The 24,613-nt window shown below is 74.4% G+C and carries 21 protein-coding genes and 1 pseudogene; 17 read left to right on the top strand and 5 right to left on the bottom strand.

Features of this window, described 5'->3' with window-relative positions; genetic code table 11:
• Positions 1-92 precede the first annotated feature (92 nt).
• From ABTX81_RS01275 to ABTX81_RS01330, 12 genes and pseudogenes are all read left to right on the top strand, one after another.
• On the top strand, positions 93-908 hold the full coding sequence (locus ABTX81_RS01275) for an AfsA-related hotdog domain-containing protein (protein ID WP_350540831.1): 816 nt from the start codon (positions 93-95) through the stop codon (positions 906-908).
• Positions 905-1,573: a methyltransferase family protein gene (locus ABTX81_RS01280; RefSeq protein ID WP_350540832.1), complete on the top strand. Its 669-nt coding sequence runs from the start codon at positions 905-907 to the stop codon at positions 1,571-1,573. Before ABTX81_RS01275 ends, ABTX81_RS01280 begins: the two co-directional genes overlap by 4 nt.
• Entirely contained in the window at positions 1,570-2,259 is a 690-nt protein-coding gene (locus ABTX81_RS01285) for a nitroreductase family protein (protein ID WP_350540833.1), read from the top strand. The genes ABTX81_RS01280 and ABTX81_RS01285 overlap by 4 nt, the downstream gene beginning before the upstream one ends.
• Positions 2,252-5,134: a PEP/pyruvate-binding domain-containing protein gene (locus ABTX81_RS01290; protein ID WP_350540834.1), complete on the top strand. Its 2,883-nt coding sequence runs from the start codon at positions 2,252-2,254 to the stop codon at positions 5,132-5,134. The genes ABTX81_RS01285 and ABTX81_RS01290 overlap by 8 nt, the downstream gene beginning before the upstream one ends.
• On the top strand, positions 5,131-6,417 hold the full coding sequence (locus ABTX81_RS01295) for a cytochrome P450 (protein ID WP_350540835.1): 1,287 nt from the start codon (positions 5,131-5,133) through the stop codon (positions 6,415-6,417). The genes ABTX81_RS01290 and ABTX81_RS01295 overlap by 4 nt, the downstream gene beginning before the upstream one ends.
• Positions 6,414-7,385, top strand: coding sequence for a hypothetical protein (locus tag ABTX81_RS01300; protein ID WP_350540836.1), 972 nt, complete (start codon positions 6,414-6,416; stop codon positions 7,383-7,385). The genes ABTX81_RS01295 and ABTX81_RS01300 overlap by 4 nt, the downstream gene beginning before the upstream one ends.
• Positions 7,382-8,437 (top strand): ketoacyl-ACP synthase III family protein, encoded by a 1,056-nt coding sequence (locus ABTX81_RS01305; protein ID WP_350540837.1) that lies wholly within the window; start codon positions 7,382-7,384, stop codon positions 8,435-8,437. The genes ABTX81_RS01300 and ABTX81_RS01305 overlap by 4 nt, the downstream gene beginning before the upstream one ends.
• A gap of 138 nt (positions 8,438-8,575) precedes the next feature.
• Positions 8,576-9,763, top strand: a complete 1,188-nt coding sequence (locus ABTX81_RS01310) for a 4-hydroxybenzoate 3-monooxygenase (RefSeq protein WP_502892689.1) — start codon at positions 8,576-8,578, stop codon at positions 9,761-9,763.
• 89 nt (positions 9,764-9,852) lie between these two features.
• Positions 9,853-11,571 (top strand): methyltransferase, encoded by a 1,719-nt coding sequence (locus ABTX81_RS01315; protein WP_350540838.1) that lies wholly within the window; start codon positions 9,853-9,855, stop codon positions 11,569-11,571.
• Positions 11,568-12,110: a 2'-5' RNA ligase family protein gene (locus ABTX81_RS01320; protein ID WP_350540839.1), complete on the top strand. Its 543-nt coding sequence runs from the start codon at positions 11,568-11,570 to the stop codon at positions 12,108-12,110. Before ABTX81_RS01315 ends, ABTX81_RS01320 begins: the two co-directional genes overlap by 4 nt.
• Positions 12,111-12,249: 139 nt before the next feature.
• Positions 12,250-12,405: pseudogene (locus ABTX81_RS01325) on the top strand (nitrate reductase); the annotation flags it as partial.
• A gap of 37 nt (positions 12,406-12,442) precedes the next feature.
• Positions 12,443-14,134 carry a recombinase family protein gene (locus tag ABTX81_RS01330; RefSeq protein WP_350540840.1) on the top strand — a complete coding sequence of 564 codons (1,692 nt, stop codon included), beginning with the start codon at positions 12,443-12,445 and terminating at the stop codon, positions 14,132-14,134.
• 641 nt (positions 14,135-14,775) lie between these two features.
• On the opposite strand, the gene ABTX81_RS01335 is transcribed toward ABTX81_RS01330, so the two are convergent.
• Positions 14,776-15,102 carry a hypothetical protein gene (locus ABTX81_RS01335; RefSeq protein ID WP_350540841.1) on the bottom strand — a complete coding sequence of 109 codons (327 nt, stop codon included), beginning with the start codon at positions 15,100-15,102 and terminating at the stop codon, positions 14,776-14,778.
• Positions 15,103-15,404: 302 nt separating this feature from the next.
• Between ABTX81_RS01335 and ABTX81_RS01340 the strand changes: the two genes are divergently transcribed.
• The gene (locus tag ABTX81_RS01340) at positions 15,405-15,953 is read left to right on the top strand and encodes a DUF5988 family protein (RefSeq protein WP_350540842.1); all 549 of its coding nucleotides are present in this window, start codon (positions 15,405-15,407) and stop codon (positions 15,951-15,953) included.
• A gap of 72 nt (positions 15,954-16,025) precedes the next feature.
• On the opposite strand, the gene ABTX81_RS01345 is transcribed toward ABTX81_RS01340, so the two are convergent.
• Together ABTX81_RS01345 and ABTX81_RS01350 are read right to left on the bottom strand one after the other, a co-directional pair.
• Positions 16,026-17,072, bottom strand: a complete 1,047-nt coding sequence (locus ABTX81_RS01345; RefSeq protein WP_350540843.1) for a terpene synthase family protein — start codon at positions 17,070-17,072, stop codon at positions 16,026-16,028.
• A gap of 185 nt (positions 17,073-17,257) precedes the next feature.
• On the bottom strand, positions 17,258-18,391 hold the full coding sequence (locus ABTX81_RS01350; RefSeq protein ID WP_350540844.1) for a terpene synthase family protein: 1,134 nt from the start codon (positions 18,389-18,391) through the stop codon (positions 17,258-17,260).
• A 316-nt stretch (positions 18,392-18,707) separates the two neighbouring features.
• On the opposite strand from ABTX81_RS01350, the gene ABTX81_RS01355 reads away from it, so the two are divergent.
• Entirely contained in the window at positions 18,708-19,841 is a 1,134-nt protein-coding gene (locus tag ABTX81_RS01355) for a polyprenyl synthetase family protein (protein WP_350540845.1), read from the top strand.
• Positions 19,842-19,899: 58 nt separating this feature from the next.
• On the opposite strand, the gene mvk is transcribed toward ABTX81_RS01355, so the two are convergent.
• Positions 19,900-20,823 carry a mevalonate kinase gene (gene mvk, locus ABTX81_RS01360; protein ID WP_350540846.1) on the bottom strand — a complete coding sequence of 308 codons (924 nt, stop codon included), beginning with the start codon at positions 20,821-20,823 and terminating at the stop codon, positions 19,900-19,902.
• Positions 20,820-22,145 (bottom strand): hydroxymethylglutaryl-CoA reductase, degradative, encoded by a 1,326-nt coding sequence (locus ABTX81_RS01365; protein WP_350540847.1) that lies wholly within the window; start codon positions 22,143-22,145, stop codon positions 20,820-20,822. Before ABTX81_RS01365 ends, mvk begins: the two co-directional genes overlap by 4 nt.
• Before the next feature lie 144 nt (positions 22,146-22,289).
• Here ABTX81_RS01365 and mvaD point away from each other — a divergent pair, with 144 nt between their 5' ends.
• Genes mvaD through ABTX81_RS01380 form a run of 3 tightly spaced genes read left to right on the top strand, consistent with a single transcriptional unit; the run spans position 22,290 to position 24,574 of the window.
• Positions 22,290-23,300: a diphosphomevalonate decarboxylase gene (gene mvaD, locus ABTX81_RS01370; protein WP_350540848.1), complete on the top strand. Its 1,011-nt coding sequence runs from the start codon at positions 22,290-22,292 to the stop codon at positions 23,298-23,300.
• A gap of 4 nt (positions 23,301-23,304) precedes the next feature.
• Positions 23,305-24,318, top strand: coding sequence for a mevalonate kinase family protein (locus tag ABTX81_RS01375; protein ID WP_350540849.1), 1,014 nt, complete (start codon positions 23,305-23,307; stop codon positions 24,316-24,318).
• A 28-nt stretch (positions 24,319-24,346) separates the two neighbouring features.
• Positions 24,347-24,574, top strand: a complete 228-nt coding sequence (locus ABTX81_RS01380) for a hypothetical protein (RefSeq protein ID WP_350540850.1) — start codon at positions 24,347-24,349, stop codon at positions 24,572-24,574.
• Positions 24,575-24,613 lie beyond the last annotated feature (39 nt).

Consider the following 24,613-nt stretch of genomic DNA (forward strand, 5'->3'; position numbering starts at 1 on the left):
AAGACTTACCGGGGGCTGGTGTTGAGCGAACGGCCGGCGAGCCGTCAGGTTCTTCCGCCGGCCCCGCGGCGAGCCCCGGAGCGGGCGTCCCGGTGCTGGTGGACCAGGGGGACCGGTGCTTCTTCGACCACCCCCTCGACCATGTGCCGGGCATGGTGCTGGTCGCCGCGATCCTGGACCTGGTCGGGGCGCGGGAACCACGGTCGGCGGGCGCGGCCGACGGCCGGCTGCGGCTGTCGCTGACCTTCGACCGGATGTGCGAACTGGGCCGGCCGGTGTCGCTGCACAGCGAACCCGCCACCGCCGACGACGGGCCGGCGTGGCGACTGCTGGCCGTCCAGGACGACGTGGCCGTCTGCCGCGCCTCGGTCGCCCTCGGCCGCGTCGACGGGCCGGCCGTGCCGCCCGCCGCCGCCCGGGCCGTGCCGTCCGCCGCCGCCCGGGCCGTGCCGCCCGGCGGCGTCCGGGAGGACGGGGCGCCCGCGGACCAGGCCCTGGTGCACCGCCATCTGCCGGAGAACGTCCTGGTGGGCGGGCCGAAGCGGGTCGAGCGGGCGGCCGTGCTGGTGCCGCCGCCGGGGCACCGGCTGGCGGGCGCCGGGACGCACGCCCCGGGCGCGCTGATCGAGTCGGCCCGGCAGCTGGCGACGCTGCTCGGCCACACGGCCCACGGCCGGGACGCCGACGCGCAGATGCTCTGGCTGTCGCTGGAGGCCGACGTGCCGACCGCCCTGCCGGTGGCGGTGCCGCTGGAGCTGTGCTGGGAGTTCGCACCGGCCCGCGGCGCGCGGGCGGTGTACCGGTTCGTGGTGGTGCACGCGGAGAGCGGCGAGCGGTACGGGCGGATCGAGATCGGCGTCCACACCCTCAGCCGCGCCGGCTACCGGAAGCGGAGGGCGGCCCGATGAGTACGGTGCGACCGACGGCGGGCGCCGGCCCGTCCTGGGCGGTGCGGGCCCCACGGCTGCTGTTCGTCGTCGCGGTCCTCGCGGTCGGAACCGGTCTGGTGGTCCATCTGCGGCACGCCGGCGACCCGGTGGACCTGGTCGCGGCCGTCCTGGCCGCCTGCTACCTGGCGTGGCTGGCCGTCGAGATCCCGGTGACCTTCCGCGGCTCCGGCGCCGCGCCGCGCGAGTCGGCGACGCTGCTGCTCTACGCGGCGGCCCGGATCGCGACGGTCTCCGCGGCCGTGCTCGGCCCGCTGCCCTGGGACGGCTGGTCGCCGCTGCTGCTCCTCCCGGTGGCGGTGTTCGCCGGCGGGGTGGTGCTGCGCCAGGTGGCGATCCACACCCTCGGCCGGTTCTACTCCCACCACGTCACCCGCCAGCACGACCACCAGGTCGTCACCTGGGGCGTCTACCGCTTCATCCGGCACCCCGCCTACGCGGGGATGCTCTCGGCCCACCTCGGCTTCGTCGCCTTCTTCCTGAACCCGCTGAGCGCCGTCCTGATGGCCGCCCTCGCCGCCGCGATCACCTTCCGGATCCGCACCGAGGAACGGATGCTGGCCGACATCCCCGGCTACCGCGCGTACGCGGACGGCCATGCCCGTCTCGTGCCGGGGCTCTGGTGAGCGCGCCCGTCCGCGCGGCGCGGGTCCGCACGCCGGCGACCCCGGACGAACTGCTGACGACCACCCGCTCGGTGCGCCTGCGGCTGGACCTGACGCGCCCGGTCGACCTCGCCGACGTGCGCGCCTGCGTGGAGACCGCGCTCCAGGCACCCAACGGCGGCAACACCCAGCGCTGGCACTGGCTGGTGGTGGCCGACGAGGGACTGCGCGAGCGGATCGCGGAGGTCTACCGGCGGGTCTTCGAGGCCCGCTATCCGTCGTCGGCCTCCGCCGCGACGTCCGGCCCCGGGTTGACCGACCGGATGCTGGCCGGCGGCCGGCACCTGGCGGAACACCTGCACGAGGTACCGGTCCTGGTGATCCCGTGCCTGGACCTCGGCGGCCGGCCGCTGCCGGCGGGCAACCAGGCGGGCGTGTGGGGCTCGCTGCTGCCGGCGGCCTGGAGCTACATGCTCGCCGCGCGCGCCCGCGGCCTCGGGACCGCGTGGACCACGGTGCACCTGGACGCGGAGCAGGAGGTCGCGGACCTCCTCGGACTGCCGGCCGACGTCCGCCAGGGGGCGCTGATCCCCACCGCGCACGTGGTGGGCGACGGATTCGGACCGGCGCCGCGCCGGTCCGTGGACAGTGTGCTGCACCTGGACGGCTGGGGCGGCGGGGCGGGGAGCGGTGGACCGGATGACTGAGCTCGTGGTGACCACGGCGAGCGACGAAGGACCGCTGGCGGACGCCGCGCGGGTGGGGAACAAGTTCGCCCGTCAGCAGGTGCTGCGGCAGGCCGGGTTCCGGGTGCCGGAGTTCTTCTGCCTGCCGGCCGAGGCCTTCGACGCCGCCCTGGACGCGCTGCGCCCCGCGCTGCCGCCGCTCCCGGCCGACGACGCCGGGCAGGCGGCCGTCGAGGCCTGGTGCGCGGCCGCCCGCGCCGCGCTGGCCTCCTCGGCGCCGCCGCCGGCGCTGACCGAGCGGATCCGCAAGGAATCCGCCGCGCTCGCCGGGCCCGACGGCCTGGTCGCGGTCCGCGCCTGCGTGGTGCCCGCCGCCGGACCGGACACCCAGGACGCGGCCGGGGCGGTGGGGGAGGACAGCGCCGTCGACCCCTTCGCCGGCATGAGCGACAGCTTCCTCTACGTCGACGAGGACGGCCTGGCCGACGCGGTGGTGCGCTGCTGGGCCTCCGCGTTCAACCCTCAGGCGGTCCGCTACCGGGTGCTGCGCGGGCTCGACCCGCGCCGGGCCCGGGTCGCGGTCGGCGTGCAGCGGATGGTGCTCGGCACCCGCTCCTTCGTGGCGTTCACCCGGGACCCGCGGGACGGCTCGGCGCGCCGCGTGATCGCGGCCGCGTACGGCATCGGCGAGGGCGTCGTCCAGGAGAAGGCGGACGTCGACCACTTCTTCCTCGACCCGGCCACCGGTGCGGTGAGCGCCCGGACCGTGCGCAAGCGGTGGTCGATGGGCCTGCCCGAGGGCGCCGCCTCCGGCGCCCCGGCGCTCCTGCCGGTCCCCGGGGAGCTGGCCGACGTGCCGGTCCTCGACGACGACCAGGTGCGCGCGGTGGGGGAGTTGGCCGCCCGGGTGGAGGAGCTGTTCGGCGTCCCGCAGGACATCGAGGGCGCCCTCACCGAGGACGGCACCGTCCACCTGGTCCAGGCCCGCCCGATGGTCACCGCGCCCGCCGCCGCCCCGGCACGGCAGCCCGCCGCCGCGCGGCCGGCGGACGACGCCCCCGCCCGCGTCCACTGGGGCAACCACAACATCACCGAGAGCTTCCCCGGCGTCTCGGGCGCCCTCACCTACTCCCAGTCCCGCGAGTTCTACCGCCGCTCCTTCGCCGACCTCTACCGGCGGATGGGCGTCCCCGAGTCCTGGGTGCGGGACAACGCGCACCGCCTCGCCCGGATGGTCGGCTACCTGGAGGGCCAGGTCTACTACCGGCTCGACGACTGGCACGCCCTGCACGGGCGGATGCCGATGTTCGAACTGGTCCGCGGGGGCTGGGAACAGGCGATGGGCATCACCGGCACGGCCCGCGGCGAACGCCGCTGGGCCGCCCCGGCGGTCGCCCGCGCGCTGCCGCGCTTCGCCTGGCGCAGCGCCCTGCACCCCTGGCAGGTCAAGGGCTTCCTGCGCTGGTGGGACCGGCAGATGGCCGAGGCGGAGACCGTCGGCGACTCGCCCGAGGAGCTGATCGCCTTCCACCGCCGGCTCTGGGAGCGCGCCGGCGAGCGCTGGGGCGTCACCCTGGTCAACGCGTTCATCGCCCTGGTGGTGCTCGGCGCGGGCGGCGCCCTGCTGCGCCGCTGGACCGGCGAGGGCCCGCAGGTCCTGGTGGGGCTGATGAGCGGCGGGCGCGAGAACCGCTCCCTGGCAGCGGTGCGCGCCGCCATGGGCCTGGCCGAACTCATCGGTGCCGACCCCGAGTTGCGCGCCGCCGTGCTCGGCGACGACGGCGACCCCGAAGAGCTGTGGCGGCGGATCGTCACCGGCCGCTACGGGGTGACGGTCGCCGACGCCGCCCGCGGCTACCTCGCCCGCTACGGTGACCGCGCGCTGCACGACCTCAAGCTGGAGGAGCCCACTCCCCGCCAGCGCCCGTGGACCGTGCTCGCCCTGGTCCGCCCGCTGGTGCGCCAGGGCGCGACCGTCGCGGCCAACCGCGCCGACGAGCAGGCCGCCGCCCGGCGCGCCCGTGAGCGGCTGCGCGAGGTGTGCCCCAACCCGGCCCGGCGCGCCGTCCTGCTGGGCCTCACCTCGCTGGCCCGGGACCTCGCGCGGATCCGCGAGGACACCCGGTTCTGCCGCACCCAGCTGTTCGGCCTCTCCCGCGACGTGATGTGGAAGCTCGGCGCCGAACTCGCCCGCACCGGCGTCCTGGACGACCGGCTCGACGTCGCCGACCTGACCGTCGAGGAGGTCATCGGCGCCTTCGACGGCACCGGGACCGTCAGCGACCTGCGCGCCCTGGTCGCGCTGCGCCGCGCCCAGCGCGAGCGGTGGGCCGGCACCCCGCAGCGCCCCGCCCTGCTGAGCACCCCGGCCGGGCTGCCGCTCGCCCGGGCCCTGCCGCACGCCGCGGCGGTGGGTGAGGCCGGCGCCGCGAGCGACGACCGCCTGCGCGGGATCGGCTCCAGCGGCGGCGTGGTCCGCGGCCGGGCGAAGGTGGTGCTCGACCCGTCCACCGACCCCGACCTCGCCGCCGGGCGGATCCTGGTCGCCCGGGAGACCGACCCGGGCTGGCTGTTCCTGATGATGTCCGCCACCGGCATGGTCGTGGAACGCGGCACCCTGCTGTCGCACACCGCGATCACCGGACGCCTGCTGGGCGTGCCCACCGTGGTCGCCGTCCCGGGGGCCACCACCGCGATCCCCGACGGCGCCTGGATCGAGATCGACGGCACCGCCGGCACCGTCCGCCTGCTCCCGCCCACCGAACAGCCCACCGAACAGCCCACGGAACAGCCCACGGAACAGCCCACGGAACAGCCCACGGAACAGCCCACGGAACAGCCCGCCGACACCGACGGCGGCCCCACCGTCACCACCGAGAAGGGCGAGACGACATGACCGGCCCGGCCCGCTTCCCCTTCCCACCCGCCGGCGACGTCCGCCCGCCCGACGGGTACCACGGCGTGCTGCGCACCGGCACCCCGCACCCCGTCGAGCTGTCCAGCGGACAGCCCGCCCTGCTGATCACCCGCCACGAGGACGTCACCGCCGTCCTCGGCGACGACCGCTTCAGCCGGGCCGGCTACACCGAGCTCGCCCGCCCGCTGTTCGCCCGCAAGAGCGAGTCCGTCCTGCTGGCCACCGCCGACGCGCCCGACCACACCCGACGCCGCCGCGCGATCCTGCCCGACTTCACCGCCCGCCGGGTCCGTCTGCTGCACCCCCGGCTGGAGGCCCTCGCCGAGCGGCTGCTCGACGACCTGACCGGCGGCGCCGCCACCGGTGAGGCCGACCTGGTCGGCGGCTTCACCGTGCCCTTCGCGATGCGGGTCATCTGCGAGCTGCTCGGCGTCCCGCTCGACGACGGCGCGATGCTGCGCGCGGAGGTCGACATCCTGATGTCCACCTCCGGCCACACCCGCGAGGAGGTCGCCGCCACCCAGACCCGGGTGGACGACTACTTCGCGGCCCTGGTCGCCGGCAAGCGGCGCGCCGCCGAGGCCGGACACCCGGCCGACGACCTGCTCACCCGGCTCGCGCTGCGCCCCGGCGACGACCCCGACCAGCGGCTGTCCGACCGGGAGGTGGTGGCCCTCGGCTCCGGGATGCTGATGGCCGGCTACGAGACCACCGGCAACTCCTTCGGCATGTGCGTGCTGCTGCTCCTGCGGCACCCCGCCCTGGCCGCGTCGCTGCGCGAGCACCCCGGCCGGATCCCGGCGGCCGTCGAGGAGATGCTCCGCTTCAGCTCCCTCAACAACACCGGCGGGGCGCCCCATCTGGTGACCGAGGACACCGAGCTGGGCGGCTGCCCGGTGGCGGCCGGGCGGATCGTCGTCCCGCTCACCGACGCCGCCAACCGCGACCCGGCGGTCTTCACCGACCCGGACGCCTTCGACCCCGACCGCCCGGACGCCGCCTCCCACCTCGCCTTCGGCCACGGCCGCCACCTCTGCCTGGGCGCCGAACTCGCCCGCGCCGAGCTGCGGATCGGCCTCGGCGCGCTGCTGCGCCGCTTCGCCGAGCTGGAACTCGCCGTCCCCGAGGAGGCGTTGGAGTGGCGCCGGACGATGTTCATCAACGGCGTCCGGCGCCTGCCCGTGCGCTGGACCACCGCCGAGCGCACCGCCGAGCGCACCGCCGAGCCGGGTACCGTGCCCACCGCCGGGCGGCCGGCATGACCCGGCCCCCCGTCCTCCCGGCACCGGCCGCCGCGACCGCCGAACCGGGCCCGCCGGCCGCCCGCCTCGCCGCGTTCGTCCGCGGCAGCTTCCCGCTGCCCTTGTCCCTGGTGTTCGCCACCGCCTGGGCGCTCGGCGCCACCGGCCTGTTCGCCGCCGCCGACGACCGCGTCGCGCACTGGCGGCCCGGCTGGGGCACGGCGGCCGCCGCGCTCACCGTCCTGGTCGACCTGCTGCTCCTGCGCGCCGCCGACGACCTGCGCGATCTGCCCTACGACCGGCGCCACAACCCGGGCCGCCCGCTGGCCCGCGGCGCCGTGCTGCCCCGCGACCTGTACGCCCTCGCCGCCGCCGGCGCCGCCCTGCTGCTCCTGCTCAACGCCGGCGACCGGTCCGCCCTGCTCCTGCTCTGCGCCCAGTTCGCCTACACCGTCCTGCTGGTGGGCGCCGAGCTGCGGTTCGGCCGGCCGCGCGGCGACGCGGTGGTCACCGGCGTCCTGCTGAGCTCCCCGGTGCAGATCCTGCTCAACCTCTACCTCTACGCCGTGTTCCTGCACGACAGCGGCGTCGGCACCGGCTCCCTGTGGCAGGAGGGCCGCCACGCGCTCCCGCTGCTCGCCGTGATCATGCTGGCGGCCACCCATCACGAACTCGCCCGCAAGATCGTGCGCGCGCCCGGCCCGCACGAGCGCACCTACGTCCGCGTGTTCGGCCTGCGCGCCACCGTCGCCCTGGCCGCCGGTTTCGCCGCCGCGTCCGCCGCGGCGTCCCTGGCGGTGCTGCGCCCCTGGGACGGCGGCGCGGCCGCCTGGGGCTGGCTCGCCTTGCTGCCCGCCGTCCTCGCGGCCCTCGCCGCCGGGACCTTCACCCGCACCGGGGCGGCCCGCTGGCCCGTCGCCGCGGTGGCCGGCTACCTGCCGGCCGTCTTCGTCTGCCATCTGCTGATCGGCCTGGGGGGCACCTCATGAGGACGGACCACCTGTACATCGCCGGCCTGGCCGCCCACCTGCCCCGGCTCTGGCCGCTCGCCGACGCGGTCGCCGCCGGCCGGGCGGGCGCGGACCAGGCGCTGGCCGACGGCTGGACGAGCGTGTCGGTCGCCGACGACACCCCGGCGCCGGAACTCGCCGCCGAGGCGGCCCGGCTCGCCCTCAAGCGCTCCGGCCTGCACGCCGAGGACATCCGCCTGGTACTGCACGCGGGCACCTTCCACCAGGGCCCGGACGGCTGGTACGCCGCCCACTACGTGCAGCACCACGTCCTCGGCACCTCGGCGCCGGCGATCGGCCTCGACCAGGGCTGCACCGCGATGCTGGACGCCGCCCGCCTGGCACACGACCACCTGGCGCACGCCCCGGAGCGGTCCGCCGTCCTGGTCGCGGCGGCCGACAACTTCGGCACCACGACCATCGACCGCTTCACCTACGCCCACGGCTTCGGCACCGGGCGCGGCTCGATCCTCGGTGACGCCGGCTGCGCGGTGCTGCTCTCCGCCACCGAGGGGCCGCTGCGGATCCGCTCGCTCGTCCAGTCCTCGCTCTCCTCCTGGGAACGGCTCTACCGGGGGACCGAGGAGCTGTTCCCGCCCGGCCCCGCCGGCGGCACCCCCATCCCGATCGGCCGGCGGATGGGCGCCTACGCCGACCGGGTGACCGACCGGGACCTGCGCCGGGCCATGGCCCGCGAACTCACCGAGGCGCGCACCGCCGTCGCCCGCCGGGCGATCGAGGAGGCGGGCGTCACCCCCGCCGACATCACCCGGGTCACCCATGTCTTCAGCGGCCACCCGCGCTACCCGGAGGGCCTGCTGCGCCCGCTGGGCATCGACCCCGCGCGCGGCATGCTCGACCTCGGCCGCACCCTCGGCCACCTGGGCGCCTGCGACCAGTTCGTCTCGCTGGCCCACCTCCTGGACACCGGCGCCGTCGGCCCGGGCGACCACGTCCTGCTCACCGGCAACGGCGCCGGCATCTCCCTCGCCGCGGCCGTCGTCGAGATCCTGGAGCGCCCCGCCTGGTGATCCTTCCGATGCCCCGGGGCCAGGCAGTTCATCATCCTGTTCACCCTCGCGAGTGGGCGCCACCCTTCCCCCGACCCGGTGGGCGACTATCATCACAATGCTGTGACCAGTCGTCAGAATCCTGAAACAGCAGCCGACATGGCCGACGGCTCGGCCGAGGTGGTGATCCTCGGCGCGGGCCCGGCCGGCCTCGTCCTCGGCAACCTCCTGCACCGGGCCGGCGTCGACTGCGTCGTCCTGGAACGCGCCGACCGCACCCGGCTCCACGCCCGCGCCCGGGCCGGCTTCCTCGCCGAGAACACCGTCCGCGTCCTCGACCGCCACAACCTCGCCGACGGCCTGCACCGACGCGGCCGGCCCCACGCCACCTGCGAGTTCCGCACCGGCGACGGCCGCTTCCGCCTCGACTACGCGCACCTCGGCCGCGGCGAGCGCCACACCGTCTACCCGCAGCAGCACCTCGTCGCCGACCTGCTCGCCCACTACCTGGACGCCGGCGGCCGGCTGCACTTCGGCACCGAGGCCCACCGGGTGCTCGACACCGACGGCGACCGTCCCACGGTGGAGGCGACCGGACCGGACGGCCGCCCGGTCCGCTGGCGGGCCCGCTACGTCGCCGGCTGCGACGGCCGCCACGGCGCCGCCCGCCGCTCGCTGGCGCCCGGCGCCGTCGTCCACCACCACGACCACGGCCTGTCCTGGCTGGGCCTGCTCGCCGAGGCGCCGCCCAGCCTGGACGCCGTCGGCTATGCCGTGCACGAGCGCGGCTTCGCCGGCCACATGGCCCGCACCGCGCAGATCACCCGCTACTACCTGCAGTGCGAGCGCGGCACCCCGCCGGAGGCGTGGACCGAGGACCGGATCTGGCACGAGCTCGACGTCCGGATGCGCGCGGCCGACCACGGCCCGCTGCACCGGGGGAGCGTCGTCCAGCGGACCGTCGTCGACCTGGAGTGCGACGTCGTCGAACCGCTGCGGCACGGCGCGCTGCTGCTCGCGGGCGACGCCGCGAGCCTGATCACCCCGTCGGCCGCCAAGGGCGCCAACCTCGCGGTGCTGGAGGCGGAGCTGCTGGCCGCCGCCCTCGTCGAGGAGCTCGCGCACGGCGACGGCCGCGCCCTGGCCGACTACTCGGACCGCTGCCTGGAGTACATCTGGCGCGCCCAGGAGTTCTCCCACTGGATGGTGCGGCTGCTGCACGCGATGCCCACCCCGCACGGCGGACCGTCGTCCTTCGACGAGGGACTGCGCCGGGCGCGCCTGTCGGCCCTGCGCACCTCGCGCGCCCAGCAGGACTGGTTCGCCGAGAACTACGTCGGCCTCTGACCACCCCCTCTGACCCCCCTCTGACCACCCCCCTCTGACCACCCCCCTCCGGGCATCCCCCCGAGCCCCCGCACCGAGGAAGCACCACGATGACCACCGAGGACGACACGTCCCGCCTGCGTGCGACGGCCGACTTCGTCCGCCGCCACGACACCGCCGCCCTGCTCCCCCTCCTCCTGCCCGACCTCGACGACGACGGGCTGCACACCCTCACCCGCCGGCTGCGCTTCGTGCACGCCGCGCTGCTGGTCTTCCCGCCCGACGTACCGGCCCTGCGCGCCGACCTCGCCGCCTGCGGCCTGGACCCCGACACCCCGCCCGGCCCCAGCACCGTCGTCCGCCGGCGGCTGGCCGAGCGTCACCACCGCGACCCGGCCGCGCTCGACGTCACCATCCGGCGCCCCGCCGTCCCCGGCGCCGGCCCGACGCCCCGCACCGTCGAGGTGTTCGCGCTCACCGTGCCGCCCGGCTCGGACCTGCGGCCGGTCGCGGACCACGAACGGGCGGAGCAGCACGAGGCCCACCTCGCCTTCGAGGTCCTCGACCCGGACCCGCTGCTCCTGCGCGGGCTCTGCGCCCTGCTCACCGACCACGGCGCCACCCCCGACGGCGGCGGCCACAACCCCCACGAGGACGGCACCGTCCTCTACTTCACCGCCCCCGCCGCCGCCCGGGCCGGCTTCCGCCGCCTGGAGCTGTACGCGCCGGGCGACCACCGCGACGCCCTCGCCGCCCACCTGACCGCCTCCGCCGCCCGCCCGGTCGCCGCCCGACCGCCGGCCGAGACCCTGCTGCGCCTGCTGACCGGCGCGTGGACCACCCAGGCCCTCGCGGCCGCCGCCCGCCTCCGACTGCCCGACGCCCTGTCCACCGGCGAGGCCCTCCCCACCGCCACCCTCGCCCGCCGCACCGGCACCCACCCCCGCGCCCTGGCCACCCTGCTGCGCTACCTCGCCATGCTCGGCGTGGTCGCGCCCGACGGCGACGGCCACCGCCTCACCGCCGCCGGAGCCCTGCTGCGCGAGGACGCCCCCGGCTCGATGCGCCCGCTGGCCCTGATGTACGGCGGCCCCTTCTACCGGTCCTTCGGCGAGCTCGACCACAGCGTCCGCACCGGCGAACCCGCCTTCGACCACCTGTTCGGCGAGAACCACTTCGACCACTTCGCCCGCGACCCCGCCCTCGCCGACCTCTTCGACCGCTCGATGGCGGCGAGCGCCCGGATGTTCGACCCCGTCCCCGACCACCCGGTCCTCACCGCCGCGGCCCGCTCCCCGGCCGGCGCCACCGTCGTCGACGTCGCCGGCGGCAACGGCGAACTCCTCGCCCGCGTCCTCACCGCCCACCCCCACCTGCGCGGCGTCCTGCTGGAACGCCCGCACGCCGTCGAGGCCGCCCGCCGCACCATGGCGGCGGCGGGCTGCGCCGACCGCTGCGAGTACCGCGCCGGCGACTTCGCCGACGTCCCCGAGGGCGGCGATGTCTACCTCCTCTCCCGGGTGCTGCACGACTGGGACGACGAACGCTGCCGCGAGATCCTGCGCCACTGCGCCCGCGCGATGCCCGCCCACGCCGACCTGCTGGTCCTGGAACGCCTGCTGCCCGCCGACGGATCCCCCTCCCTGGCCACCGCCTGGGACCTCCACATGCTCTGCAACGTCGGCGGCCGCGAACGCCGCGCCGACCACTACGCCGCCCTCCTCGCCGCGGCCGGCCTCGACCTGCTCGCCCACACCGCCCTCCCGCTCGACGCCGCCCTGCTGCACGCCCGCCACCAGCCCGCCACGCCCCCGGGAGCCCGCCCATGACCGCCACCGCCACCGCCCCGGCCGAGGCGGGCCGCACCGGACTGATCGTCAGGATCCCGGAGGCCGAGACCGCCGTCCGCTCCTGGCGCGAACGGCTCGACCCGTCCGCCCGCGCGGGCGTCCCCGCCCATGTGACGGTGCTCTTCCCCTTCCTGGCGGAGGCCCGCCTGGACAGCCTCGTCTGCGCCGCCGTCGCCGCCGTCCTCGACGGCCACCCCGCCTTCGCGGTGCGCTTCGCCTCCTTCGGCCGGTTCCCCGGGATCCTGTACCTCGCCCCCGAACCCGATGGGCGGCTGCGCCGGCTCACCGAGGCGATCGCCGACCGCTGGCCGGAGGCCCCGCCCTTCGGCGGCCGCTTCCCCGACGTCGTCCCGCACCTGACCGTCGCCCACCACGAGGACGAAGGGGTCCTCGCGCGGGCCGAGGCCGACGTCGCCGCACTGCTGCCGGTCACCGCCCGGGTCACCGCCGTCGACCTCGTCGTCCACGACGGCACGGCCTGGCGGGCACGCGCCTCCTTCCCGCTGGCGCGCCGCTGACGGGACCGGACGGCCTGGACGGACCGGGCGCGCCGCGCAAGCGCGCAGGTCAACAGGGGGGTGGTGGCGGGGTGAACGCCGGGTGACCAGGACAATGGTGCCGACAGTCCCCGGAAGTACAGAGAAAGCGAACCCCCACATGGATCTCGGCGTGCGCTGGAAGCTGCACGGTGACGGGCGGACGCCCGCACCGGGAGCGGTCGTCCGCCCCGACGAACGGCTCTCCTGGCCCCGGACGGCGGGGCTCGGCGCCCAGCACGTGGTGGCCATGTTCGGCGCGAGCTTTGTCGCCCCGGCGAATGCATGACGAGTGTCGCCCATTGCCAACAGGCATGACCGATAGGCTCGTTGTGAATATTCGTCTACGAATGCGGCGTGCGGTGATCTACATCCGGGTGAGTGTGGCTCGGGAGGAGATGATCAGTCCGGAGTTGCAGGAGCATCAGTGCCGGGGGTTGGTGGATCGGGAGGGGCTGATGCTGGTACGGGCTCCGTTGATGGATCTGGGGAAGTCGGGGCGGGGCTTCACCGACCGGCAGATCGCGGAGATCATCGCCATGGCGGAGCGTGGTGAGTTCGAGGTGCTGGTGCTGTGGGTGTGGTCGAGGTTCGGGCGCAACACGCTGGAGTCGTTGAAGAACCTGGACCGGTTGACTGAGCTGGGCATCGAGGTGCGTGCGGCGAAGGAGGACTTCGATGGGCGGACGGTGATCGGGCGGTTCGCGATCCGCCAGATGCTGAACATCGCGGAGCTGTTCTCGGACCAGTTGTCGGAGACGTGGAAGGAGACGATCGCCAGGCGCCGACGGCGGGGGCTGCCGCACGCCAACCAGGGCCGGTTCGGGTACTACCGGTGCGAGACATGCCCGCCCAAGAAGCGTGGTGTGCCCCTGGAGACCTGTCCGATGTGCAGGGAAGGCGTGCTGAAGGTGGAACATGCTGCCCTGGGACCACGGTTGTGGGATGCCTATGAGCGTGTAGCGGATGGGGTGAACACCGTCTCGATCACCCACGAATGGCACGCGGCCGGCATCACCGACCCGGTGACCGGTAAGCCGGTGACGCCAGCGCACCTGTACGACATCCTGGACTCGGGTTTCGGTCTGGGGCTGGTCCGCTACCGCCTGCCCGAGCAACAGCACGTCCTCGCCCGCGACAAGGAGGGGGTGCCGCAGAAGAGACGCAACCGATCGCGCCGTCCGGAACAGTTCGGTCTTTACCTTCCCGGGCGCCACGAGCCCGTGACGGGCGACCGTGCCACTGCGGAGCGGCTCTGGGATCGGTACACGGCACGGCGCGGGACGATGCCGCAGCGCCCGGCCATCGAAGACAGGCATCGGCCCCGCTACTCGGTCAGCGGACGAATGCAATGCCCCTACTGCCACGGTGGCATGCAGCCCCTCCTGCGCACGAAGAAGAAGCGCCGGCCACCGGTGAACGGCCGCCCCCACCCCTTCGACGTGACGTGGCGCTGCCGCAACCAGGCCGAGTTCGGCAACTGCCCCGACTCCGGATACGGCAACCTCGAGCACATAGAGACCCGGGTCGTGGACTGGCTCCGGAACCAGGTGGCCCCGGCTGACCCTCGCTATGAGCGTGAGATCGCTGAGGCTCAGGCGGGCCTCGTCAAATGTGAGGAGGCGGTCCAGGCTGAGCTCAAGAAGCTGATCGAGGAGGAGGACACCCTCGCGGACGCCATTGTCTCCCAGGTGATCGACTATCAGGCCGCGGAGCGCAAGAAGGGGCGGATCGACCAGCGCCGCATCGAACTCAACGCAAAGCTGGGGGAGCTGGAGTCCGCGCGGGCGAAGGTTCGGCCACATCCCGGGCCCGCGGCGATCGAGCGTGTCCTCGCTGCTTGGGACGATGCGACGCCCGACCGGCGCAACAGCATGATCAAGGACATCGTCCGGGCCATCACCGTGAACAAGGGGCGCGGCATTCCGCTCGAAGCCAAGTACCGGATCACTGCCACTTGGGAACCACTACCACCCTCAGCCGACGAAGCGTTGTCGACAAACTGATCGAATATAGGGTCGGACTGGAGTAGTACGCACCGACCGTGACGCCCAACTGTCCACAGCTGCATCGCGCGTCGCGTCGCCAGCGGCTCCTCGCCTCGGTGGTTCGGCGGAGGGCATAGCGGGCGGGGACGGGAGACGGTTCGATCACGGCCCGGATGATGTGTCAGGATGCCCCGTTCCCTTTGCGCCCTGGGAGATGGTTCGATGTCCGGCGACTGCAACACCGCCGATGGGCTGCGGGTTCGACGACGTAGTCGGGCGGCCGCCCCCGAACCTCACCGCGATGGGCGGAGAATCCTCGCAGCGGCCAACGCCGTCAAGCCGCCCGTCCGCCACAGCCACCGCCGGACCGTCGGGCTCCTCCGTCCCACTGTGGCGCCGGACTCCGCCGACAAGTGGTGACAGGCGCGACACGCTCGTCGAACGACGGGCCTTGAGGTGGCGTCGGTTCGTACCGGGAGGCGGCGGAGGCCGACTATGACGCCGGCACCGTCCTGGCCGACCCGAGGGCGTCTCCGCAGGGTGTCTGGCGCGGACGGCGGTGAGGTCGGCCCGTTGCTGCCGGGTCCCGCCATGCTGACGCCAGAGGCGCGCGTGCCCGCCCTCCGGCTCAGGGAGGGCGGGCACGCGCGCCTGGCCGGTCAGCTCGTGGGCTCGAAGCTCAGGAAGTCACCGCCGAAGGAGTTGTGCGGCGCCACGGTGTACGACTTGCCGACGCCGTGCTGGCAGCTCGCGTTGCCCGTGTAGATGTTGATGAACGCATTCGTGTTATTGACAAAAGCCTGCCCCCCGTTCACGTGGCAGCCCTTGGCCGGGTTCGTCTCCGTGACGGTGCGGTAGTCCGGCCTCGCCCGGTACGTCACGGTTCCCGTGGCTGCCTGGGCGGGGGTGACCGCCGCGGCGGTCAGGGCGGCGGCGCTGAGCGTGGCGATCAGGGCAGCCCTGATCTTGGAGGTACGGGTCATCATGGCGGCCCTTCTCGGGAAGGCGATACGCCTCGGAAGGGTGTGGCATGCACACCCAAACACGATCCTCCGCGCGCGGTGCAGCGCATGATGGAATAGCCACCCTGACGGACGAATAGTCACACCGCGCGCCGTACCGGGCAACCGTCACTCTCCCATCGCACCTGATGCGGGCGTGACATCCGAACCCATGAGATGTCGTCTGACCGAGGCGGCTCGACCTGGCTGCACGCCGTGGCCGGCCCGGCGGGGATCGCAACCGCAGCGACCACGTCCTCGACGCGTGCCGAGGAGTATCGGCTGGCTTGCGCCGCCTGTCCGAAGCGGCGGCCGGTGGTGGGATCGGCCGGGCTTGCCACGTGGGCGTCCGCCCGGTCGAGGGCGGAGAAGAGTGCCGTGACGGCTTCGTCGGCGGAGTCCTTGAGGGGGCGGCCGTAGAGGTTGATTGTGATCGCCAGGGTGGATCCGCGTCCAGCTCCTCGTTGCCACCCCAGGGGGCCTTCGATCTCTACGGCACTTCGAGCCCCCGGAAGACGGCGAACACCGATTTCTCCCTGCGCATCACGTTGTTCCGGGGCAGGATCCGGATGACGTCCACGGGAGCCGGCGCCGGGTCGACCCGGGTGGACTCCCGCCTGAGGGGGCTGACGATGCACAGATTCACCGAACCACAACTCATCGGTGTCCCAGAGGAGTTGCTCCGGGAGTCGCCTTCGCCTGTCCGTGAGGACGACGACCGGCTCACGTACCGCTGGCGCAACGGCTACGAGCGCTACGAGTTCGAAGAGGCCGCCTCCTCCGCTCACCACCAACCGACCTACCAGTGGGCCTACCACACGACCATCGCCGAATGAGAACCCGCCGTACGGGGCCCGCGAGAAGACCGTCCTCGTGATCAAGGCTCCGGCGGGGCGATCCGCCGGAGCCTACGGCGGGGCCTGCCCCGGGTCCAGCAACTCCGTGCGGTCGGCGAAGAGCGCCCACCTGCTCCGCTCGGTGGGCGGGCAGTGGAAACCGGGGCCGTGGTAGCGGGGGGTGCTGTACTGCCAGGCGTTCGCCCCGGCCAGCATGGTGTCCAGGGCGTCCAGGTAGGTGGCGACGGGCGGGCGGGCGCCGCGGGGGTCGTCCCGGGCGAGCGCGGCGAGCGAGGCGTAGTCGCGCTGCATCTGCGCCGCCCAGCCGGACACCAGGGAGAAGGCCTCCTGGAGGGTGGCCCCGGAGGTGAGGCAGACGCAGACGAGGTTCTGGTGCTCGCCGTGAAAGTGCTCCTTGCGGAAGGAGCACACGTCATTGACGAACCAGGTCTGGTGCGCCAGGGCGGTGGCCAGTTCCCGCAGGAGCGGCCACTGCTCGCGCATGCCGGTCATGTCGCAGGAGTGGACGTGCTCCGGGTTCGTCATGTACCACGCGATGCCGATGGCCCGTTCACGCACCGGCATGGCCCGGGCGAGGGTCAACGGCCGGGCGGTGCTCGCCCGGTCCCAGAGCGCCGACTGCTCGGTGAACCCGTTGAGCATCGTGGCCATCCCCGCCCGGGTGCGCGCCGCCAGGCCGGGCGGATCACCGCTCAGGGTGGCGAGGAAGGCCTCGGAGGCCAGGTGTTCGAGGCCGGTGGCGGGGCGCCGGGTGTCGGACAGGACGGCGGCGAGCGCGGCCAGCGTCCGCCCGTCCGGCCTGGCGTCCGGGACGGCGCTCAGGTCGTCCAGGAGGAACATGATCTGGTACAGGTCGTAGAAGGGGCGGACGGCCACCGGGTCGGCGTCCGGGAAGCAGTGGCTCATCCAGAGCGGCGACTCGTCGGCGAGGAACGGTTCGATGTTCGCCTCGACGAACGGTTGGAGGGCTGCTCGGGCCCACGCCCTGCTCTCCCGCAGCAGCCGGGGACCGTGCTCGCTGACGCGCGGCGGGACGGTGCGGGGCAGGGCGGTGAGTTCGACGACGGCCCCTTCGGGGACATGGGCGCACTGGGGCATCGGCCCCTCCCGTGTCGGAACGCAGGCGGGTTCGGATCGGATCCAGGAATGCCCGGCGGGCAGCGACCGCGGCGGGGCGCACCGGCCGCTCACTCCAGGGTGCGCCCGCGGCGCCGTGCCCGCCGCCCGGGCGGGGCGGTGTTCCGGCCGGTCCGTCCGCGCCGAGTGGCGGTGCGGACGACCGGTCATTGGCCGCCGTGCTCGACGGCCTGGCTTCCCGGCTCGCTCCACAGCCAGCGCACGGCCGGGTACGGCAGGGGGCCAGCTGTTCGCGGGGGGTCGGTCATGACCTGGCGGACGAACGTGATCGGCCCTTCGGGATGCTCCGGGTCGCGATAGCGGTCGCATTCCAGGGACCAGTCCAGGTTTCCGCTGATCATGGTGCAGTAGTTGTCGAGGTAGCGCTCCACGGCCTCCACAGGATCCGTCGTTTCGGCGAGGACGCGCTCGCGCAGTTCCACCACGCGCAGCACCAGGGCGTTGCGCATGACGGCCGCGCGGCGCATCGCCGTGGCGAGGTCGACGTCGTCGATCGCGGCGATGGCCCCGACGATGTTGTGCGGCGCGACGGAGCCGCCGTGCCGGCGGTTTCCCCGCTCCTCCTTCCCGTAGGACACGATGTCGTTGTCGAAGGCCGCCACGGCCCAGGTGGCCCGGATGAAGGCGTACATGGACATCGCGTTGAAGGTGCCCGCGGTCACGACGTCCCTGCGCGCGGTGTCCAGGTACATCGAGAACCAGGGCGATACGAGGGCGCCGCCGCAGCAGACGGTTCGGTACGCCAGCAGAGTGTTCAGGTCCGGCGTGGTCTTCCGGTGGCTGTAGGCGACCTGCCAGGCGACCGCGAGGTTGCAGGAGTCCATGGCGTCCAGGAGGCCGCGTACCTGTGCTTCGGTCGCGTTCCTGCGGATGCGGCGCCCCAGGTCCGCCGCGGCCGGGCCGAACGGGGCCGCGTCCGCGATCGAACCGTCGCCCGTGCGCAGCGCGTGCATGAACGCCGCGCTGTGGGCGTTGCCGTCCTGCACGGTCGGCAGCCTGTTGTCGGTCTCCTGCCACAGGTCGTCGAGGAGGAACCCCAGGTAGGTGAGGTCGACCTGGAGTCGGAGCAACTCGGCGGGTGCCCGGGGCGACACCCGGGAACAGAACAGTCCTGAGGCGGTCCTGACGACCTTGCCTTCCCAGTCGCCGGCGCGCAGGCCCAGGGACCGCATCCAGGCCAGGCCTTCCTCGGTCAGCACGTCCACGGCGGGGTTGACCCCGGAGGGGAAAGGCGTGTACATCGGGGGCAGTTCGACCGTCGTTCCACTTGTCGTGGTCATCGGGCCTCCCGGTTCCGTGGTATCCGGCAGGGCTGTTCCTGCCGCTGCGGGCGGGATGCTTGCGAGCCGGGGCGCTCGCCCGCGGGTTCTTCTCCGTCGCCGCCCACCCGGAGAGCGAAGGAGTCCGGGCGCCCGCGTGCCTCTTGGACATTTCACCCCGAATCGCCCTGTCGCGCCAGGCCCCTGTGCCGCCCGCCTTCTCGCGCCGGCGGGTTCCGAGGCGGACGGGGAGGGTAGGAACCGAGTGGCCGTTGGTGCGACGACGACGCCGTTCGCAGGGCAGACGGCCGCCGCTCGATGGAACGGTCCCCTTCCCATGACCTTCGACGGATCAGCACACGACGACGGACACCGGGCAGTGTCGACGGTGGAGGCGCAGCGGGTCGACCTCGACCGTGTGCGCCACCGGGTCGACGCGGTCCTCCACGGCTTCATCGACCGCAAGAGGTCCGAGGCCGGCCGGAAGGGGCTGCCCGACGACGTGCCCGCCGCACTCGCCGATTTCCTCGCGGCGGGCGGCAAGCGGCTCCGCCCGTTGCTGTGCGTGCTGGGATGGCAGGCCGCCGGCGGCACCGGGGAACGCGCACTGGCCCGGGCGGTCCAGGTGGGCGCCTCGCTGGAGATGTTCCACGCCTTCTGCCTGGTCCACGACGACGTCATGGACAACTCCGACACCCGCCGCGGACAACCGACGGTGCACCGCGCGCTGGCCGCCCGCTACGCCGCGGACCGCGGCCGGGAGCTGGCCGACGCCGTCGGCACCAGTGCCGCGATCCTCGCCGGGGACCTGGCCCTGCTGTGGTCCGACGAACTCCTCCACGACCCCGAACACGGTCTGCGACCGGAGGAGTTCTCCCGCCTCAGGCCGTGGGTCGGGCTGATGCGGGAAGAGGTGATGTACGGCCAGTGCCTCGACCTGATCGCCACTGGCCGCCCCACCCCGGACACCGGGCCGGCCCTGGCCGTCATCCGCTACAAGACCGCCAAGTACACGTGCGAGCGGCCGCTGCAGATCGGCGCCGTCCTCGCCGGAGCCGACGGGGCGCTCTTGCGGCAGCTGAGCGCGTTCGCGCTGCCGCTGGGGGAGGCGTTCCAGTTGCGCGACGATCTGCTGGGAGCCTTCGGCGACCCCGGGGAGACCGGCAAGCCCGACCTCGACGACCTGCGCGAAGGGAAGCACACCGTCCTCGTCAGCCTGGCCCTCCGGTCCGCCACCGCCGCCCAGCTGCGGCTGCTGCACGGCCTGTACGGCAAGCCCGGCCTGACGGAGGAGGACGCGGCGACCGTGCGTGCGGTGCTGAGGGACACCGGCGCGGACCGGGCCGTCGAGCGCCTCATCACGGACCGTTACGAGCATGCGCTGACCGCTCTGGAGGCCCTCGCCGCCCCCGGAGGGGTGCGGCACCGGCTGCGCGTCCTGGCCGACAAGGCGGTGTGGAGGAGTTCCTGACCTCCGAGGCCGTCTTCCGGGCCGTCATGCGTTCCTGGGAGCGCGGGACGACCGGGCTTCACATCTCCTGAGGGTGGAGCCGGGCCGTCGCGCCGACGCGGCTGGTGAACGCGCCGTACCCGGTGCGGCGCAGGGCCGAGGCGACGGCCGGGGCGTTGTCCGGGGCGAGCGCGATGACGGCGCCGCCGCCGCCCGCCCCGGTGAGCTTGGCGCCGAGGGCGCCGGCCGCGCGTGCGGTGGTGACCGCGTGTTCGAGCGCCGGTGTGGACAGGCCGAGGTCGGCGAGCACGCCGTGTGCCTCGTCGAGGAGCAGGCCGAGGGCGGGGAGGTCGCCCGTGCGCAGTGCGTCGCGTCCGGCGCGGGTGAGGGCGCCGAGGCGGGTGAAGTGGCGGTCGAGGGCTTCGGGCCGGGTCGCCGCCTGCCCGCGCATCCGCCGGACCTGATCGGCGGTGGACCGCTCCCGTGGGGTGGTCGCCACCACGAGCGCGAAGGGCCGTCCGATCGGGAGCGGCGTCGCGTGGGGCTGGGGCGCGCGCCGGAACCACACCGGGCCGCCGAGGGCGACCGCCGCCACGTCGAGCCCGGAGGAGGTGCCGTGGAAGGCGGCTTCGATCGCCGTGGCCCGCTCCAGAAGGGGTTCGGCCCGGTCAGGTCCGCCGTACGCGAGATCCGCCAGCGCGCGGAGCAGGGTGACGCTGAGGGCGGCGGAGCTGCCGAGGCCGCAGCCGACGGGGAGGTCGGATGCGATCGACGTGGTGATCCGCCGGGGGCTGAAGGAGAAGAACCGCGCGGCGGTGCGGACCGCGGCTTCCAGGCGGGGGTCCTTCCGGCGGGTGTCCGGTCCGTGGTCGTGCAGGGTGGCGGTGAGGGTGAGCGTGCGCTCGACCGGGGTGGCGACGGCCGGGTGGCCGTAGACGACGGAGTGCTCTCCGAAGAGGATGACCTTTCCCGGCGCGCTCCTCGTGCTCGCGACGGCGCTCATGGGGCGGCCGGATGCGGTTCCGGCCGGCTGGGTGCGGGGGAGGGGTGGTTCTCGGTGCGCAGGTGGAGTGCCATGTGACCGTGCTGGATGCCCTCGTCCGCCAAGGCGCGCAGCGCGGCGAGGTTCTGCGCCAGACCCACGGCCGCCATGACGGCGGCCAGTTCGCGGGCGCCGGCGACCCCCAGCAGTCGCAGGGACAGACCGGCCCGGGGGCTGTTGCTGATCCGGGCGCCGACGGTGCCGACGGCGAGCGGGAGCTCGATGCGGCCGTGGAGGTACCCGTCGCCGTATCGCCACGTGGCGAGGGGCAGGTAGGTGCCGGCGTGGGCGGCGTACGCGTGGGCGCCGGCCTCGATCGCCCGCCAGTCCTGGCCGGTCGCCAGCGCCACGGAGTCGACGCCGTTCATGATGCCCTTGTTGTGGGTGGCCGCCCGGTGCGGGCTGTGGGTCGCGAGGTCGCAGGCCCGCGCGATGCGGCGGGCCACGTCGTCGCCGGTGCGTTCCCGGGTGCGCAGCAACTCCTGCGGGATCGTGGTGCGGGCACGGGCGAGGCGCCGATCGGCGAGGTTGGAGACGATGCGGATGTTGGCCGTGCCCCCGGTCACGTTGACGATGTGCGGGGCCATCGCCTCCACGAGGGTGTTGACGGCGTTGGCGCCCATCGCGTCGCCGACGTCGGCCACCAGGTGGACGAGCAGGGTGCCGTCGGGCAGCGCGGTGGCGGTGACCTCGCGGGCCCCGCAGCCGCGGGCCGTCATCCGGGGCTGGAGGGCGCGGGCGGTCTCGACCAGTCGCGGTGCGGCCTGTCGTACGCGGACCGCCGCCGCCTCGGCGTCGGCCAGGTCGATCACGTGGATCTGCCCGGTCATCAGTGAGGGCTCCGCCTCGGCCTCGATGCCGCCGCAGTCGCGGACGAGGCGTGCGGCGAACGACGCCGCGGCCACGATCGAGGGCTCTTCCGTCACCATCGGGACGAGGTAGTCGCGCCCGTTCACGAGGAAGTTGACCGCCACTCCGTACGGTAAGGCGAATATCCCGACCGCGTTCTCGATCATCAGGTCGGCTTGGGCGAGATCGAGAGGGGTCTCACTCGCCAGAGCGGCGTGGTCGGCCGGTGACAGGCCGACGGCTTCGGCCAGGACGTCCTGGCGCTGGTGCACGGGAAGCCGGTAGAAGCCCGGCAGGCGGGAACTCATGACTCTCCTTTTTCCTGGAGAGGCGTCGTGCGGCCCCGTCGCCGCTGTCGCTGCCGGACGATCCGCACGGTGGGGCGGATGGCGGGGCGAGGCCCGGTCGGCTGCGGTCGCGGCGGCGTTTTCCATGCTACTGCCGGAGCGTGTCCCGGTGAACGAGAATACTTCCCGGTCGTGGACCGGGCGCTCTCGCGCGGCCGTTGTCCGGGTGCATCATCGAACCATGGCAGGGTTTGTGTGCGGTTCGTTCCGGGACGCTGCGCGGTGCCGGCCGTGATCTGGGCCGTGGCGCAGGCGAATGTCGCCCTGGTGAAGTACTGGGGGAGAGCGCCCGGGCCGGGTCATCAGCCGGCGGGCACCAGCGTGTCGCTGACGCTCGACGGCCTCGCCTCCGCGGCCCGGGTCGAGGAACGGCCGGCGGGCGGCGAGAGCCGCGCCGCCTGGGCGCCTCCGGGGCCCGTGACGGATCTGACGCGGTTCGTGGAGGGAGCGCGTGCGGAGTTGGGTATCGCGCGCCCGCTCGACGTCCTGGTCACCTCGAACTTCCCGGTCGCCGCCGGCCTGGCGTCCTCGGCCTCTGCCTACGCCGCGCTGACCACCGCGCTGGCGGCGCTGGCGGCCGAACCTCTCCCCGCCGGCCGGTTGGCGGCACTCGCCCGGCACGGCTCGGGCTCGGCCTGCCGCTCGATGTTCGGCGGGTTCGTCCAGTGGCGTCCGGGCGAGGACAGCGGAGCCGTCACCCAGCTCGCCGGACCGGAGCACTGGCCGCTGGCCGTCCTCGTCGCGGTGACCGGCACGGGCCCCAAACGCGTTCCGTCCCGCGAGGGGATGCACCGCACGCGGGCGACCTCACCCTTCTTCGACGCCTGGCTCACCGCGGGAGAGGCGGACCTCGCCGCCGTCCGGAAGGCCGTCCGCTCACGCGACCTCCCCGCACTGGGCACCGCGGCCGAACGCAACGCCCTGCGCATGCACGCCACCGCGCTGGGAGCCGACCCGCCCCTGCTGTACTGGGAGCCGGCCACCGTCGCCGTGATCCGCGAGGTGTGGCGCCTGCGGGAGGACGGCGTGCCGGCGTACTTCACCATCGACGCCGGGCCGCAGGTCAAGGTCCTGTGCGAACCCGCCGACCGCCAACGCGTCGAGCGGGCCCTGGGCGGCGTCCCGGGGGTCTCGCACGTCCTGCGCTCGCGCCCCGGCGGCGCGCCCTGCGTCCTCGCGACGCCTCCCGCCTGGGCCGCGCCGGCGCTCCTTGATGGCTCCCCGGCGGACGAAAGGACCTGAGCGGATGACCGAGGTGGCGGTGTTCGCGCCGGGGAGCCTGTTCGTCATCGGGGAGTACGCCGTGCTCCACGGCGGGCGGGCCCTGGTCGTCGCCGTCGACTCCGGGATCGAGTGCCGTGCCGCGCCCTCGGACGACGGCTGGTCGCTCAGCGCACCGGACCTCGGCGTCGACGGCCCGCCGGAGGCCGTGCCCCAGGACACGGGTGCCCGCCTGCTGGCCGACGCCGTCGACGCCGGGAGGCAGGTGTTCGCGGTGCCCGGGCCGCTGCGCCTCACGGTCCGGGGCCGCGGCTGGGGAGCGGGCAGGAAGCTCGGGCTCGGCGGCAGCGCGGCGAGCACCGTCGCCGTCCTCGGCGCCCTCGCGGCCGCCGCGGGCCACGACGTGTGCTCGGCCGCCTTCCGCCGCGACCTGCTGCCGGCCGCGGTCGACGTCCACCGCGCGCACCAGCACGGCCGCGGCAGCGGCGGCGACGTCGCGGCCAGCGTGCACGGCGGATGGGTCGACTACCGCACCCTGCACGGCACCCCGTACGCCGAGCCCGCCGCGGTGCCGCCCCGGCTGGGCCTCGCCGTGGCCTGGAGCGGGCTCGCGGCCGACACCGCGACGAGCATCGACCGCTTCCACCGGATGGGCCGGCCACGCGAAGTGGCCGGGGTCGTGGACGCCCTGCTCGGCGTGCTCGACCGCTTCTGGACCGCCTCGCGCACCGCGGACCGGGCCGCGCTCCAGGACGAGATCCGGGCCTACGGCCGCCTGCTGGAGGACCTCGCCCACCGCATCGCCCCCCGGGAGGCCGCCGAACGCGTGGCATGGCTGACCCGCGCCGCGGCGGCCTGCGGGACGGCCGCCAAGGGTTCCGGCGCCGTGGGCGGGGACTGCGTCATCGCCCTCGGCCCGGACGACGGGGCGTTGGCCGCCGCCCGCGAGGCGTGGCAGCGCCTGGGCGCGGAGGTGGCCGAGGTCGCGCCCGACGACGACGGCCTGCGTCTCCTCGGGACGAGCGGACGGGACGGTTGAACGGGGAGCCGGCAGTGTCCGCTCCTGGGTGGGTAGAGCGAGGTCCGGACGGCGAGCGGCCGGCGGGGTCCCCGAGGCCCTGCACGAGCACATCGACAGCACCATGATGGTCACCCTCGCCACCAGCCAGTACGAGAGTCATGCGCGCCGCGAGCGCTACCACTACAAGGGCGGCATGGTCCAGCCGCTCTCCAAGGCTCCCGCCTCCACCGCTCCGATCCCCTACCCGGCCGCCGCCTGGTACTGGAACATCTGAACCGGGTCGGTACCGGTAGGCCGCAGGAGAATCGGTCTG

Origin of the sequence: Kitasatospora sp. NPDC097605 (genome assembly GCF_040302725.1) — a bacterium.
Taxonomy (GTDB): domain Bacteria; phylum Actinomycetota; class Actinomycetes; order Streptomycetales; family Streptomycetaceae; genus Kitasatospora.

Coding starts and splice junctions, on each gene's coding strand:
- ABTX81_RS01280 (WP_350540832.1), top strand. CDS start 905: ATGAGTACGGTGCGACCGACGGCGGGCGCCGGCCCGTCCTGGGCGGTG.
- ABTX81_RS01290 (WP_350540834.1), top strand. CDS start 2,252: ATGACTGAGCTCGTGGTGACCACGGCGAGCGACGAAGGACCGCTGGCG.
- ABTX81_RS01295 (WP_350540835.1), top strand. CDS start 5,131: ATGACCGGCCCGGCCCGCTTCCCCTTCCCACCCGCCGGCGACGTCCGC.
- ABTX81_RS01300 (WP_350540836.1), top strand. CDS start 6,414: ATGACCCGGCCCCCCGTCCTCCCGGCACCGGCCGCCGCGACCGCCGAA.
- ABTX81_RS01305 (WP_350540837.1), top strand. CDS start 7,382: ATGAGGACGGACCACCTGTACATCGCCGGCCTGGCCGCCCACCTGCCC.
- ABTX81_RS01310 (WP_502892689.1), top strand. CDS start 8,576: ATGGCCGACGGCTCGGCCGAGGTGGTGATCCTCGGCGCGGGCCCGGCC.
- ABTX81_RS01315 (WP_350540838.1), top strand. CDS start 9,853: ATGACCACCGAGGACGACACGTCCCGCCTGCGTGCGACGGCCGACTTC.
- ABTX81_RS01320 (WP_350540839.1), top strand. CDS start 11,568: ATGACCGCCACCGCCACCGCCCCGGCCGAGGCGGGCCGCACCGGACTG.
- ABTX81_RS01330 (WP_350540840.1), top strand. CDS start 12,443: ATGACCGATAGGCTCGTTGTGAATATTCGTCTACGAATGCGGCGTGCG.
- ABTX81_RS01335 (WP_350540841.1), bottom strand. CDS start 15,102: ATGATGACCCGTACCTCCAAGATCAGGGCTGCCCTGATCGCCACGCTC.
- ABTX81_RS01345 (WP_350540843.1), bottom strand. CDS start 17,072: ATGCCCCAGTGCGCCCATGTCCCCGAAGGGGCCGTCGTCGAACTCACC.
- ABTX81_RS01350 (WP_350540844.1), bottom strand. CDS start 18,391: ATGACCACGACAAGTGGAACGACGGTCGAACTGCCCCCGATGTACACG.
- ABTX81_RS01355 (WP_350540845.1), top strand. CDS start 18,708: ATGACCTTCGACGGATCAGCACACGACGACGGACACCGGGCAGTGTCG.
- mvk (WP_350540846.1), bottom strand. CDS start 20,823: ATGAGCGCCGTCGCGAGCACGAGGAGCGCGCCGGGAAAGGTCATCCTC.
- ABTX81_RS01365 (WP_350540847.1), bottom strand. CDS start 22,145: ATGGAAAACGCCGCCGCGACCGCAGCCGACCGGGCCTCGCCCCGCCAT.
- ABTX81_RS01375 (WP_350540849.1), top strand. CDS start 23,305: ATGACCGAGGTGGCGGTGTTCGCGCCGGGGAGCCTGTTCGTCATCGGG.